Origin of the sequence: Desulfonema magnum (assembly GCF_017377395.1) — a bacterium.
In the GTDB taxonomy this organism is placed as follows: Bacteria; Desulfobacterota; Desulfobacteria; order Desulfobacterales; family 4be13; genus Desulfonema_C; species Desulfonema_C magnum.
The window spans coordinates 7,840,383-7,854,584 of record NZ_CP061800.1; the positions used below are offsets into that span (position 1 = coordinate 7,840,383).

9 protein-coding genes and 2 CRISPR repeat arrays (2 of these 11 running past the window's edge) are annotated in these 14,202 nt (G+C 48.4%); of the genes, 1 reads left to right on the plus strand and 8 read right to left on the minus strand.

The genetic code is table 11. The features are described from left to right. Positions 1 to 1,157: a CRISPR direct-repeat array (repeat unit 37 nt; unit sequence GTTTCAATCCTTGTTTTGATGGAAGTGGTTCTCAAAG); it begins 1,492 nt to the left of the window's first position. A gap of 402 nt (positions 1,158 to 1,559) precedes the next feature. The 6 genes from cas2 to cas7i form a co-directional block, all read right to left on the minus strand. Next, positions 1,560 to 1,856, minus strand: a complete 297-nt coding sequence (cas2, locus tag dnm_RS30040; RefSeq protein WP_207680543.1) for a CRISPR-associated endonuclease Cas2 — start codon at positions 1,854 to 1,856, stop codon at positions 1,560 to 1,562. Between the two features lie 10 nt (positions 1,857 to 1,866). After that, positions 1,867 to 2,949, minus strand: a complete 1,083-nt coding sequence (gene cas1 / locus dnm_RS30045; RefSeq protein WP_207680544.1) for a CRISPR-associated endonuclease Cas1 — start codon at positions 2,947 to 2,949, stop codon at positions 1,867 to 1,869. 464 nt (positions 2,950 to 3,413) lie between these two features. Further along, positions 3,414 to 4,046 (minus strand): CRISPR-associated protein Cas4, encoded by a 633-nt coding sequence (cas4, locus tag dnm_RS30050; RefSeq protein ID WP_207680545.1) that lies wholly within the window; start codon positions 4,044 to 4,046, stop codon positions 3,414 to 3,416. 224 nt (positions 4,047 to 4,270) lie between these two features. Beyond that, complete coding sequence (gene cas3, locus dnm_RS30055) at positions 4,271 to 6,604, minus strand: CRISPR-associated helicase Cas3' (protein ID WP_207680546.1); 2,334 nt, start codon at positions 6,602 to 6,604, stop codon at positions 4,271 to 4,273. Further along, entirely contained in the window at positions 6,588 to 7,241 is a 654-nt protein-coding gene (gene cas5b, locus dnm_RS30060) for a type I-B CRISPR-associated protein Cas5b (RefSeq protein ID WP_207680547.1), read from the minus strand. The genes cas3 and cas5b overlap by 17 nt, the downstream gene beginning before the upstream one ends. A gap of 13 nt (positions 7,242 to 7,254) precedes the next feature. After that, positions 7,255 to 8,280, minus strand: a complete 1,026-nt coding sequence (cas7i, locus tag dnm_RS30065) for a type I-B CRISPR-associated protein Cas7/Cst2/DevR (RefSeq protein ID WP_207680548.1) — start codon at positions 8,278 to 8,280, stop codon at positions 7,255 to 7,257. Between the two features lie 237 nt (positions 8,281 to 8,517). On the opposite strand from cas7i, the gene dnm_RS30070 reads away from it, so the two are divergent. Continuing rightward, positions 8,518 to 8,658 (plus strand): hypothetical protein, encoded by a 141-nt coding sequence (locus tag dnm_RS30070; protein ID WP_207680549.1) that lies wholly within the window; start codon positions 8,518 to 8,520, stop codon positions 8,656 to 8,658. Here the strand turns inward: dnm_RS30070 and cas8a1 are convergent. Next, the gene (gene cas8a1 / locus dnm_RS30075; RefSeq protein ID WP_207680550.1) at positions 8,648 to 10,090 is read right to left on the minus strand and encodes a type I-B CRISPR-associated protein Cas8b1/Cst1; all 1,443 of its coding nucleotides are present in this window, start codon (positions 10,088 to 10,090) and stop codon (positions 8,648 to 8,650) included. The two genes, dnm_RS30070 and cas8a1, sit on opposite strands and share 11 nt — an antisense overlap. 504 nt (positions 10,091 to 10,594) lie before the next feature. Then, complete coding sequence (locus dnm_RS30080) at positions 10,595 to 11,296, minus strand: CRISPR-associated endonuclease Cas6 (RefSeq protein WP_207680551.1); 702 nt, start codon at positions 11,294 to 11,296, stop codon at positions 10,595 to 10,597. Between the two features lie 618 nt (positions 11,297 to 11,914). Then, a CRISPR array of direct repeats spans positions 11,915 to 14,202; the repeat unit is 33 nt; unit sequence GTTTCAATCCACGCCCCCCGTGCGGGGAGCGAC (it continues 1,937 nt past the right edge of the window).

Genomic DNA, 14,202 nt, shown 5'->3' on the forward strand with positions numbered 1-14,202 from the left:
AACCTCTACCGTCGGATTTCCCTCATCATGTTTCAATCCTTGTTTTGATGGAAGTGGTTCTCAAAGCTATGACATTTTCAATGATTATTCTAAATTTGTGTTGTTTCAATCCTTGTTTTGATGGAAGTGGTTCTCAAAGTGCCTATGGAAGTAGGCATAACAATAGGAATTTATAAGTTTCAATCCTTGTTTTGATGGAAGTGGTTCTCAAAGTTGGGATCGGACACGGATCGTCATCCGCAATCCTCGTTTCAATCCTTGTTTTGATGGAAGTGGTTCTCAAAGAAAAAGGGTGCGAACCCTTTAAATGGGAAAGGAGTTTGTTTCAATCCTTGTTTTGATGGAAGTGGTTCTCAAAGTTGAATACGCCCCGATTGATCCGGATTTCGCTCCTGTGTTTCAATCCTTGTTTTGATGGAAGTGGTTCTCAAAGTACGACTTTCTTCATCTGCCGGTGGGTAGTACGTGGTTTCAATCCTTGTTTTGATGGAAGTGGTTCTCAAAGAGCGGACGTTTATGACTCTTCAAAACATGATTTTTGTTTCAATCCTTGTTTTGATGGAAGTGGTTCTCAAAGACTCAGGATGATGCAAGAGACGGGTGGGAAGCGATGTTTCAATCCTTGTTTTGATGGAAGTGGTTCTCAAAGCGGGGAACGGTGGCAAGCCCGGAATAACGCAGATGTGTTTCAATCCTTGTTTTGATGGAAGTGGTTCTCAAAGGATATAAGGCCGCTGAATTTGGCGCAGCCTGAAAAGTTTCAATCCTTGTTTTGATGGAAGTGGTTCTCAAAGGGGGCTTTGAATGATTTTATAATATTTCCAGCCATGTGTTTCAATCCTTGTTTTGATGGAAGTGGTTCTCAAAGAGTTATAAAAATGATGCTGTAATCAGTGCTGTAATGTTTCAATCCTTGTTTTGATGGAAGTGGTTCTCAAAGCGCGTAAAACGGATAGTTACACCCAGATCGGACATGGTTTCAATCCTTGTTTTGATGGAAGTGGTTCTCAAAGTGGCTATAGCTAATTTCAGTTTGGCGGTTGGCGAGTTTCAATCCTTGTTTTGATGGAAGTGGTTCTCAAAGGTACGGGTTGCTGTTCGATGTCCGAGCCGTTCTAAAGTTTCAATCCTTGTTTTGATGGAAGTGGTTCTCAAAGTCCATTTTCAAGATTTTTGATTTAATATCAAAAACTTAATATATTTTTTCAAAGAGCGATATTTATTTGTATCAGACCTTTTCGGGACCTTTGAGTGCATAATGCTGACCTGTCAGAGTAGCGTGAACCTTCTGTTTTTTTAGAATAAAATTATTTTAACATATTTTTTTCGAATAATTCTGTCATAAAGAATGTCAAAATTATTTTTTCTTTTACCCCTAAAAAAAAGTAAAGTCAAGCAGTTTTTTTCAGGCAGGGCGGTGCGGGGGATCGCAGGATCTCATCCGAAAAACTGCGACGCTCCGCATCTTATTAACGCCCTGAAATAATAATAGATAATAAAATCCGTCACAACCGGAAACACTCAGACGCGGCAATCAACCCCCGCGTCTCAGTCATCCATCAGAAGAACTCAGCGAGGATCTCGTCATTCACCAGCTTCCGGTCAAACCCCTGTCCCATCACCTTTATCCGCCTGAAATCATCCTGACAAAAAGGAAAAAGATAAACACTATCTGTTTTCTCATTGATCAGACTGAGGCATTTCTCGCCCAGCTCATCAAAACGATTTGATTCCAAGCGGCCCAGGAAAACACTCTTCTGGACCCTTATCAGCCCGTATTGCTTACACGCCTTAGCAACCTTATTCCGGACCTTATTCTCTGAAATATCATAAATAATCCAAACAAGCACAGACATAACCATCCTCCTAAAACTCCTGAATATCGAGCCAATCTGCCCTGTCAACCTTGTCCTCGGCCAGCAGAACATTTGCCAAGCGGTGGGCCTCATGCAGTATGACATATCGGCGTCTCACATTTTTTTTGCGATATCGTATACGCTCATCCAGAAGCATATTCATTGACTCAGCAACAATTGGTTTACCTTTCTGATTCAGTGAAACTGCCTCAACCATCACAGAAGCACAAGTATCTGAAGCTGATATAGATTTCTTTGACCGGCTTTGAGACAGGGGAGCCTCGGCAAAATCGAAATAATCATCCCTGACCTTTCTGCCCGTAAACATATAAACAGCGGCCATTTCTGCATAAATACGAAACAACTCAATCATATCAAAAACCAGAGATTTCTTATTATAGTTATCCGTATGCATAAACCCCAGATACGGATCAAGACCCGCAAGAATGCAGGCCTTTTCCACCCGGGAATAAAGAATCCCGTAAAAATAGTTCAGAACCGCATTAAAAGGATCTTTGGCAGGACGTTTCGAGCGTTTCTCGAACCGGTATTTATCCGGCATCAGCTTAGACAGACATTGAAAATAAGCCCTGCCTGCCGCGCCCTCCAGTCCCCGGATCCGTTCCCTGGCATCCTCAAGACGCTGCCCCCGGACCTCCAGACCCGCCATGGCGTTCTCAATCGTGTTGAGCGGCTTCCTGAAAAGCGTTTCTTTTCCGGGGCGGGCATACATCAGTTTTTTCAGAAAGCGGATCTGATGATCCATTTTCTGACGGATCATATCTATGACCAGCTCCAAACCGAGGGACTGATCCGCAGTCTCCAACTGTTTTCTGCGAATCAGGGCCGTACTTCCCATCTTGGAGAACCACACCCTCCCCACCGGATCATCATAACCATCCAAAAACACAACATCAATATTATGCTCCATGGCCAGAACAATGGCCTGACTCGAAATCATAGCCTTGTTTGAAATCACAAGTGACTCAACCTTCATCGGGGACCTGTCCGCGGCCCTGTCTCCTGCCTTTAAGCGGAAACACCCGTCTTTCTGCGTAATAAGAGTACCAGGAGTATTGATAAAAAGCTGCATTATATCTTCCTTTCTTGGAGTGTTAAACTTACAAATTGGCATAGATAAATACCTAACCATAAGTTTTTGTATATTTATTTGTAAAGAAAAGCACAAAAATTTCTGCACATGTACTTAATTCTTAAAAGGTTGAGCATCAATGGAGTGCGGAAATGGAGCCGCTAGGCGGAATTTTCGCATACTTCCGAAATGCGAAAATTCCGCCTAGCGGCTCCATTTTCGCACTCCCTTTTTACGGGCTATACATGCCTGCAAACCAAGGACTCTGCCAAACTGAAAGTTCGGCACTCCATGATAGAGTTTTTTTAAAATTTACTGATTCTGACGGAATTTGGGGAGGCCCGGAAATATGACAGCGGACAAAGCGTCGGAATCAGTCATGCTGACCGGCCTCCCCAAAATCCGTCAGAATCAGTAAATTTATATTGATAACAACCTGTATTCTTTGAAAAAAAATATTTTTTTCAAATCACCTTTTCGCAAATATTGGCGTAACAGCAATCCGCACACCGTTGTTTATAAGGCGTGGGATCTGGGTAGCGACACTTCTGAATCACCATGAGAATCTCCCCTATGATTTTATCAAGGTCCTGAAAATCTTTCTCACGCATGGGAATCTCCACCAGTTTGTTTTTGCTTCGGGAATAAACAACAAACCCGCGGTTTACCGGAACATCAAAATTCTCCTGAATCAGCCTTGCATAAAAAAGCAACTGAAACCGGTGGTTTTTAAACGTGCGCTGCTTATACTCCGCGTATTTATAATCCAGCGGGGCCGCGCAGCCGTCATCCAAAAAAAGAATCTCATCAATAATCCCCCGAAACGCGCCCGACCCCCCGGAAAGATATACATCTGATTGCTTCTCCACCACATTCAGTTTCTTCCTGAGATACCCCGGGTTCATATTTCTGACCTTTTCATGAACATCCCTGCCCTGTTGCACCTTAAAGCGTTTCTCCTGATGCTCAGGAATATATAACACCTTCTCAAAATAAGTAAACCGGGGACAGAAAAGATACTCAAGAAGATAACTCGCTGTGAGTGAAAATTCAGGCTCCTCGTCCTGTACCAAGTCATCATCAAATTCAAATTCCATAAACACCTCCGACGTTTTAAAAAGACCTCCGAAGATCCAAAAAGACCTCGGAGGCCTGATCCTTAGGAAGTCTGACCGTTATACTCGATAACTAAGTTTTTTGTCTTTCCGTTCGGCTGAACTCACGCCGAAACCTGTGAAAGCAGTTTTGCAAAAATTCCGCGTCCGCTTCATTTTTGCACTCCTTTTGTCCTGAAAACTTTTCGATCTGCTGAGTCTGGCCGTTAAAAATAATCCGCGCTCGTATCCTCGGACACATCTTCCTCATCTGACAGCCCCAGTTCTCTGCTGTACCTGCACCTTGCCAGCCAATAGGGAATCTCTTTCAGACGGGAGCCTGAGGGAGAAACAGCCGCATTTTTTTCCACCAGCTCCTGATTCAGCAATTTATGGAACATCCCCACATGCAGATTAACAAAAAGCCTTTCAGCCATGATAAAATCACAGGCCTGACAGCAGTTCTCATATGCTTTTCTGAACATGGCAGGCAGCACCGGAACCCCGGTAAACTGCTTATAAAATTCCTCCTCCTGCTCCTTAAACGGCATAAACGGTCTCAGACGCTCCAGACTTGACAAAAACCCCTTTTTTATCTCCTCATATTTCTCCTTGTCACTCTGCTCCGGATAGACCTGATCCAGCATCGCCCGGAGATGGCGTTCCTCAATCACCGAAACCTCCTCCAGCACATCCAACGTCCTTTCAACAACATCCCGCGGATAAATATAATGGTCATTTTCTCCGCCCTCTCGGCACACATACACCGGACAAATCCCCTTCCTGCATCTCCGGTTGATCCGGCCGAATCGCTGAATCAGGGCATCCAAAGGGGCAGGTTCGGTGAACATCACATCAAAGTCAATATCAAGACTCACCTCAATGGCCTGGGTTCCGGCAAGAAGACGAATCCCGCCCTCACTCAGACGCTGCTCTTTCTCCATGCGGTCTTGGCCGGTAAAACGGCTGTGAAGCAAAACAGACTCGTTCTCTTCCAACCCCCTGGCAAACGCCTGGAAAACATCCTGGGCATTTGCCACTGTATTACAGATGAGCATCACGCGCTTCCCCGAATCCAGAGCGTCCTGTATCTTGTCAGCCTGATCAAAAATACCGCCATCAAGCAGTTCAACACGATGTCTGCTGAACCGGGCCATGAGCGCATCATCTGCCCGGACAAAACCGGACATTCCCACAGCATCCTGCAATTCCTCCAGCATAAACCCCGGGAGAGTCGCGGTCATAATCATCACCCTGACCCGGAGCCGCGTAATCAGCCATTTCAGCGACACCACAATCTGGGCAAAGGTCTGCATATCATACGCATGAATCTCATCAAACACCAGCATGGCCCCGGCCAGCTGTGCAAACCCCATCTCAGCTCCCCTGACGCCATAGCAATATTTCAGCAACTGAAATGGCGTGACCACTTTAAGGGGATGAACCATTTTTTTATGAAGGTCCTTTATCTTCCTGAGATGCGCGGAAAATTTCCGAGGATCCCCGTCCTTGTCTTCAAAATACTGAGCAAGATATTGCCCCAGTTTGCCATGAACAAGCCCCACATATCTTGAATTTCCGGGATCAGCCTCCCAGCCTTCGAAGTCTCTCACCAGTCGGCCGTGCATGGCATTAATGGACGCGGTATAAGGCAGAATATAAAATATCCGCCCCTGATGACCGCTCTTTAACTGTCTTTTTATCCAGAGCAGAGCGGCCTCGGTCTTTCCGGATCCCGTGGGTGCTGTCATCAGCAAATTGCCCTCAGCCTTTCCGCATTCTGCCTGATGTGCGAACCATTGCCCGTCAAATTTTCTGAGAAAATCAAAATGACACGGACACAGCACCGGAATCTCTCTGATCTCCGCGGACCCCATATGATCACACAATTTCATTGCTCCGGACAGCAGCATCTCCTGCCAGTATCCGTTCCCAGGCCCGGACCCGGTGTTGTCTTTTAAAAAAGGAACAGCATACACCTGAACCGGATGCGCCCGGGACGGTGCCACAGGATTAAAGACCGCGTCAAAGGGCCGGCCCAGATATTCCTGGTAAAAATCCCCGAGACCCTGTTTCAGTTTTTTCAGATAATGAAAATCCAGTTTTTTTCTGAAATTCGCATCAAAATCAACAGGATTGACCTCACCTCCCTTCAAATTTTTCTCATAGGCTTCAATCACCTCCTTTGAATACAGATGCGGCAGAAGGGCCTCAAAATCTTTATGATGTCCGAGAATCACCCGGGCAACAGATCGCCTGTCTGCCGCGTCTGTGGGAAGCATGTCAACAAACGGCACACTGTAGAATTCATGACGGCTGTTCAGCCATAATACAGATCGCCGCCCCCTCAGAATTTTCTGAAACTCCGCGTGGGCCTTTCCCCAGTCATGGAGATAAACCGAGAAAAACAGCATCTCAAAAAAATTCTTTTTTTCAGACACCTCCGGGAGCAGCGGCAGGGCCGCCCGCAGCCCCCGGAAAATCTCAAGGCAGTGTCGGATATGATTCAACAGACTCGAGCCGTCTGATTTCGCAAGTACGCTGTTATCGTCTGTTATCATGCCAAAACACCTCATGGTCTGATTCTTCGTCCAGGAAACCGCTTTCCGGGATCACCCGGGATTGCCGGAACTTGTATTCCAAAAGAAAATAAGGAAACGTGCCGATATTTCTCCGAGGTATCTCATTGGTAAAACCAATGGGCAGCGCATGAATGGGCGCGGAAAGCGGGGTTTTTCCCATAGGCACGATGGTTCCCCGTAACCGTGCCAGTTCCTGAACCGGTTTCAGATCAATTTCATCAATGCGATTCACGCACGCGAGATCACCTGATCTCCCCAGAACCATTTGGAAATGGGGATGGGCAAATGCCTCGGCAATCCGTGACTCTGTCACATAAATCCAAAGTTCATTATCAAAAAGTATCTGCCGGCGGATGATATTCGACTTTGTACTCAGCCGGGCGGATTTGTTGTTGAACTGGTAAATCGTCTCAATGTCAATGGCCTGGGAGGCAAATCGGAAGACATAGCCTGTGGCGATATCCTCCGGCGACACATACTCCCCCGCGGCCGCGGAAAACAATCCGAACACCGTGGAAAGCGGCGGAACCACAAGAGACGGCTGATATCCGCTGATGAGATTGGGATACCGAAAACTCGCAGTCCAACTGGTTATATGGATTCTGAATGCTTTCATCCGTCCTCCTTTGTCATGGAATGCTGGTTTCAATTTCCTTTACAAATTCCCTGACAGCGTCACATATGGAACCATAGAAAACATGATCCGCGTCCGCGAAGGTTTTCAGATCCTCCTCCAGTTCATCCATAAATCCCATGCGCCGTCCGATACAAACCTTTCCGGGAATGCGGCCCGCGTAATCAGCGATCACCTGTTTCAGGGCCGGCACGGAAAACACCGGCTTTCCCAGATCATCTTTGGCCAGATGCGAAAACGGGTGGTTGCCGCTGTTGAGCATGGTCAGCACCATCAGTTTGGGCGTGACATCTCCCATGTTGGTCGTCTGCATGGCACCTCCGGAGAGAATTTCCAAAGCCAGCAGTGTGTCCAGCACACGCCGCACCCTGACGGGCTTCTCAAGACGATGCAATTTGAGGGGGTCCCCTTTTTTATCTTTGGCAAAAGGATCATCAATCAGGTCCGCGCCGTTTTCAATGGCCAGTTTTGCCAGGGCATCGTTAAAGTTTTTGAAACCGGTTCTATCCTCCGAAGAAAAGGTCCCCACCTGATCCAGGGCAATGGAGAACATGCCCTTCATGGTGGCGCAGTACTCATCTTTGCCATAAGGGACCGCGTCTCCTTCCTGGCGGGACATGGAGGACCAGTTCTGGACAATATTTGTGGGAGACACGGAGATGAGTGCGGAGTTTTTCAGCGGCGACACGCGGGTCAGGGTGATATTTTTCTTGCCTTCTTTTGCCGCCCGCATGTAGCCAAACATATCATCGTCATCGTAAACCACAGGATTGGCCTCGGTAAAGGCAATCTTTTTTTCCCTTGTGACCGGTGACATGTTCCACCCAAAGTCTTTTTTCAGGGTTTCCCGCCACCAATAGCGCCATGCCTGACCGGAAACATATGCGTAAGTTCTCCCGCCCTTGTTGACCTTCTTGGTTGCCACTGCATTTTCCAGTGTTGTCGAGGTATCTTTGCCCGCGTTGTTCAGGGCCGCCACATCCACATCAATCAGCATAAATCCTTGAACCGTTAATGACATTGTAACTCCTTTCATTTTAGTTTGTAGTTCCGCCTTTAGGCGGTCTGAGACAGTCTGAATGCGGAACTGTAAAATTTTAATTTCCCTTGTTACAATTCTCTGCTTACGCACAATCCCTTACAGATTATTATGAGTGCAGCCAAAATAAATGCTACAAATATTCCGCCCCCACGGGGCTTTGGCGGTTGTGCATGATGAGTCCTACAAATATTCCGCCCCCACGGGGCTTTGGCGGTTGTGCATGATGAGTCCTACAAATATGCCGCCCCCACGGGGCTTTGGCAGCTGCATGATGAGTCCTACAAATATGCCGCCCCTACGGGGCTTTGGCAGCTGCATGATGAGTGCTGCTCATGGATATGCCCGATTATCCGTTAAACATATCCACCGCGTCCTTTTCCGGCTCCGCGATATCCTCGGTCGAAACTTCGGCTGAGTCAATGCGAAGCTCGTGCAGTTTCTCATACAGGCATATCAGAAGCAAGTCCCTGACTTCACTCCAGTACTGGCCGTCAGGAAACAAGTATTCCACATATTCTCTGAGCCTTATGAACGGTTCGGGTTCGCCGTTCTGGTGATGCGCTTTGACGCATTTGAGAATGGCTGCTCTCAGCTCATATGCTTTTGCCGCGCCTTCAATGGGCGTGATGAATTTTTTGAAATTCTCTTCCTTTTGAGAAAGTCCTATAATTTTATCCGCGATACTGCGTATCAGATCAATCTGCTCCTGCCGCATATTTCTGACCTCCTTCATGTATGTGATTGCGATCATTATGGGAAATGTTGCCTTTTTATGTCTCCGGCACAGATATCCTGAGATTGTTTTTCCCGACAAAAGGCGTTCATAGATGGTGTTGCGATTTGTGCCGCTGTACTCCTCATGATTGAGTTGGATCATCTCTTTCTTCTTTTTTTCAACCCATTCCCCTTTTTCCTCATCAAAATGGACCGACTTGCGAAACCGGTAATATGTTTTCACAAAACCCGTCCAACTGGTTTTGAGATCAGGCTGACACACCCGTTTTAAAAAAGAGAAGATATAATTGGGCAGATCATGAAACTCCATGTTTGCTTTTGCACCAAAATTGCTGAAATAAACCAGGCGGATGGCTTTGGCTGTTTTTTCAAGCAGGTCAAATTTTTCAATGAGTCTGCCGGCAAGGTTGAAGAGCGCGTTCTGAGGGTTCAGCAGATTTGCCTTGAGCATTCCTTTTGACGATCCTCTGGAGATTTTGTCCAGATTCTCCTGAATATAATCTGCCTGCCACAACGCTTTTGAATATGCATCATCCGGCTGGAGAATCATCAGCTTGTCACCGCATTCCACAATCCCGAGGGGCAGAAAAAAGAGTTTGATCAGGCACTCTCCGCACAACAGCAGGCCCGCTTCATGGAAATGGTGAAAATTGATAAAATCGCCAGATCCCACCAGGGGGTAATTTCCTCTTCCCCCCGGAAACAAAGGGCCTTTGTGAGCGCATATTCTGCAATATCCCTCTGCGACTGCGTTTTCATTTCTGAGTATCCCCAGATAATATGCCAATGAATCCTTGCGCTGACGCTCGGGTTTGCCAGTGGCGTGGATGGTGGTGATTTTTGAATGGAGAAAAACCGAATGGATTTTCCCGCCCCATCTGTCCACATACACATCCGTGGCAAAGCGAATTTTTTCCTCGACCGTGTCAAAGGGCAGCGTGTCCATGACCAGCGCGCCCATATCCACAAAAGGATCGCCGGTGAACTCCGTTTTTATGGGAACCGGGATTTTATCTGCTTTGCCTGTGACAAAATTTAGTGTTGCTTGTTCCATTGTGACTCCTTTGTTCAATTGATAATTGATAATTGATAATTCAGGTTTTATGTGTAAAAGGTGGGGCACATCCGTTTTTTTGCCACGAAGCCGCGAAGGCACAAAGTTTCACGAAGTGTCTTTGTGGTTCCTTTGTGTCTTTGTGTCTTTGTGGCTAATTTTTTCGGATGTGTAAAAGGTGGGACCCACCCCATTTTCCCCATGCCCAGAAACTCAGGCAAAAGGAAATTCCCTGCAAATTGGATACTGAACCTCCTGAGCGGTATTGGTGTTCTTATCTGGCGATACCTGAATTCCTTTATATGAAAGTGTTAGGTGTTAGGTGTTAGGAAAAACTGCAAAACTTTCATCATTCGTTGTGACCGGCAGCTCATGCCCGTTTATACGAACTTGTATCCGGGCGGAAATATCCAGATTTCAGGACTATTGTGCCGGTTCTGCGAAAGACCTCCGAGGTTTAAAAAACCTCGGAGGTCTTATGGCTGCTTTTTGATCTGCTGATTGCTATCCGACCCTCCTGATCAGACCGAACCCCCGGGAAGTTGATTTCCCCAGACCGATGAAGTTGGGCAGCATCATATTGGAGACAAACTCAAGATCAAATCCTGTCATCCGATATCGCTTGAATGAAACCAGACGCTGTCTGGGCAGTCTTGGGATTTCAACTTTGATTTCTCCGTCAACATTCCATTGCACCCCCTTGGCAAATGAAAGCATGTTGCCGATCAGGATGCGTCGGAGTCTTTCAATTTTTTCCGCATCGCTGTTCAGTGCGCTGAATGTTGCATAATTCTCCTCATTCAGTGCGAACCAGTTCCATATTTTGTAACGAACCGGTTCCGGAGAAAGTCCGCACTGAAAATAGTCAAACGAAATATGCCGGATTTCCGTTTCAATGCGTTTTCCGTAGATGGTGAGGTCCCAGTTCACCTGTTCAAAGAATTTGATGACCTCCTCGGTTCCCTGGTTGATGCAGATAATGGCCGGATGTCTGCCAATGGTCTTATACTGAATCAGGGGATAGCCGTAGAGAAACTGCTGGTCCCCGAGATGATTATGAAACAGGACATTTTCCTCTCCCACTTTTTTGACCACTGCTCCCCGGAAACCGGGAATCTGGCGACGTTCCATTTCAAAATCAAAAATAGCCACAAAATGCTTTATCTCCATTGACGCACTTTTCTCAGGTTTTTGCATGGGTTTCATTGCTGATTATCCTTGTTTTAGTGTGAATGTTTCAAATCCACGCCCCCCCCGTGCGGGGAGCGAGAAAATTTTACTGATGCTGACGGATTTTGTTGATCCTGTCATATTATGTTTTCAAAAGTACAGGGAAAGCAGATAAGAAAAGGAAAAATGCGTCTTCCCCTTCTTATCTGCCGTCCCTGTACTTTTCGGGGCCGGACCTCAGGGCAGCACAGATTCTTGTTGTTCGGAGCCTGACTGTCAACAAAATCCGTCAGCATTAGAAAATTTTATACTGGTTTTTGAACGTGTTGTAAAGTTTCAATCCCCCGTGCGGGAGACGATAAAAAGACGAGGAAGATGATGGCGAGAAAGATGAAAGTGAGGTTGTTTCAATCTAAATTGAGCGATTCTTTGGCCTGAATATGATTCCCGGCCTGTAATATCAGAACCTCGGGGCTTTCCGAGTTTTCACCTGTTGGATGAAAACGGCTGATTATAACGGATTTAGCGGAGGGCCGACTAAGCCCTGTAAGGGCGGCATATTTGCAGTAAATCATGCTGTGAATATGCTGCACGGTGCTTTACCGGCCCGGCACGATGAATGCTGCTACAAATATGCGGCTTGCTTAATGCTCAGTTTCAATCCACGCCCCCCGTGCGGGGAGCGACATCCCTCACTTCGGAGAATACGTTGACGGGTGGGGTTTCAATCCACGCCCCCCGTGCGGGGAGCGACAGAGACAGATTCGTTAAGATGTTGGCTGAACTGCGTTTCAATCCACGCCCCCCGTGCGGGGAGCGACGTCATCGAACGCCTTGCACTCTCAAGAGAGGCTCACGTTTCAATCCACGCCCCCCGTGCGGGGAGCGACTTTTCAGTCAGAAAAAAGCAGATCGAATATTATGCAAGTTTCAATCCACGCCCCCCGTGCGGGGAGCGACACGGAGCAACTGGAATTTACGGGCGAGGAGCAAGTTTCAATCCACGCCCCCCGTGCGGGGAGCGACTAGTTGACACCATCACCGGTGATCTGGCTTTCCTGTTTCAATCCACGCCCCCCGTGCGGGGAGCGACCCTGACCACAATTCTTAACTGTAAAGGAGGATAAGTTTCAATCCACGCCCCCCGTGCGGGGAGCGACAGCGCATCTGATTGAGTACAAGCTCAGTTGGGTGTTTCAATCCACGCCCCCCGTGCGGGGAGCGACCACGCAGAATTCCGGAGCTCCAAGCATTCGGGTAGTTTCAATCCACGCCCCCCGTGCGGGGAGCGACTTATTTACTGGCAACTTGGCTATACAATTACAAGGTTTCAATCCACGCCCCCCGTGCGGGGAGCGACCCCGGTTATCGCACCGGGCAAGCGGTTAAGAATTAGTTTCAATCCACGCCCCCCGTGCGGGGAGCGACAGCCCTTGCCAGTCGGTCATTCACAGGCCCCGTGTTTCAATCCACGCCCCCCGTGCGGGGAGCGACAGAATAAGAGTAAGCTTCCCCGTAGTCTTCTGAGTTTCAATCCACGCCCCCCGTGCGGGGAGCGACTCCATTTTCACACGGTTCGGAAGCCGGATACCAGTTTCAATCCACGCCCCCCGTGCGGGGAGCGACTTCGAAGTCTCAGAAAACCTGAGACTCTGGAAACGTTTCAATCCACGCCCCCCGTGCGGGGAGCGACGGCGCAAAACGTCAGGATTGAAAGCAGGAGACGGGTTTCAATCCACGCCCCCCGTGCGGGGAGCGACATCCCTATTCTGGCAAAGTAGGGCATCGCTACTATGTTTCAATCCACGCCCCCCGTGCGGGGAGCGACAGTATGCCTCAAATCGTTTGTGAGTGTCGCGGTGTTTCAATCCACGCCCCCCGTGCGGGGAGCGACCTCCTTCAGGAGCGCAAAATGTTCCCTGAGTTCCCGTTTCAATCCACGCCCCCCGTGCGGGGAGCGACTCATATTTCCATCGTGTTTTTCATGCAGTTCCCAGTTTCAATCCACGCCCCCCGTGCGGGGAGCGACCAGCTTTGGCTCTGTGCGCTTTCAGTCTTTTCGGTTTCAATCCACGCCCCCCGTGCGGGGAGCGACGTCTGCTGTTTCCAAGCCTGGGACGGTATTCTTGTTTCAATCCACGCCCCCCGTGCGGGGAGCGACGTAACGTCAATAACTAAACGTAACGCAAGGAGGATTGTTTCAATCCACGCCCCCCGTGCGGGGAGCGACTTTCACACGCGAGACAATGACAGGATTCTAATATGGTTTCAATCCACGCCCCCCGTGCGGGGAGCGACATCGTTTCTCCGTGTCCGTATAAGCCTTCTGTTTCAATCCACGCCCCCCGTGCGGGGAGCGACTCTCAGAAACGGCAGGCTCGACAGCCGTTGTGAGGGGTTTCAATCCACGCCCCCCGTGCGGGGAGCGACCAGGATTTACAGGGCAATATTGGATCATGGCACAGTTTCAATCCACGCCCCCCGTGCGGGGAGCGACATCGTTTCTCCGTGTCCGTATAAGCCTTCTGTTTCAATCCACGCCCCCCGTACGGGGAGCGACGAAAGAACAGTATCCGGACGCATACGGAATCGGAGTTTCAATCCACGCCCCCCGTGCGGGGAGCGACCTGTCACGCCATGTGATGAGTTGGACTGTGGGATGTTTCAATCCACGCCCCCCGTGCGGGGAGCGACTGAGGATTTTCTGCGAGCCTGGTATCGGGGATTTGTTTCAATCCACGTCCCCCGTGCGGGGAGCGACTAAATTCCTTAACACATATTTTGACAAAAAACAGTTTCAATCCACGCCCCCCGTGCGGGGAGCGACTATGTTCCACGACGCTGATTTGACCTGAGTGACTGGTTTCAATCCACGCCCCCCGTGCGGGGAGCGACTATGCCCATGTGCTATTGACTGCGGATGTGCCACTGGTTTCAATCCA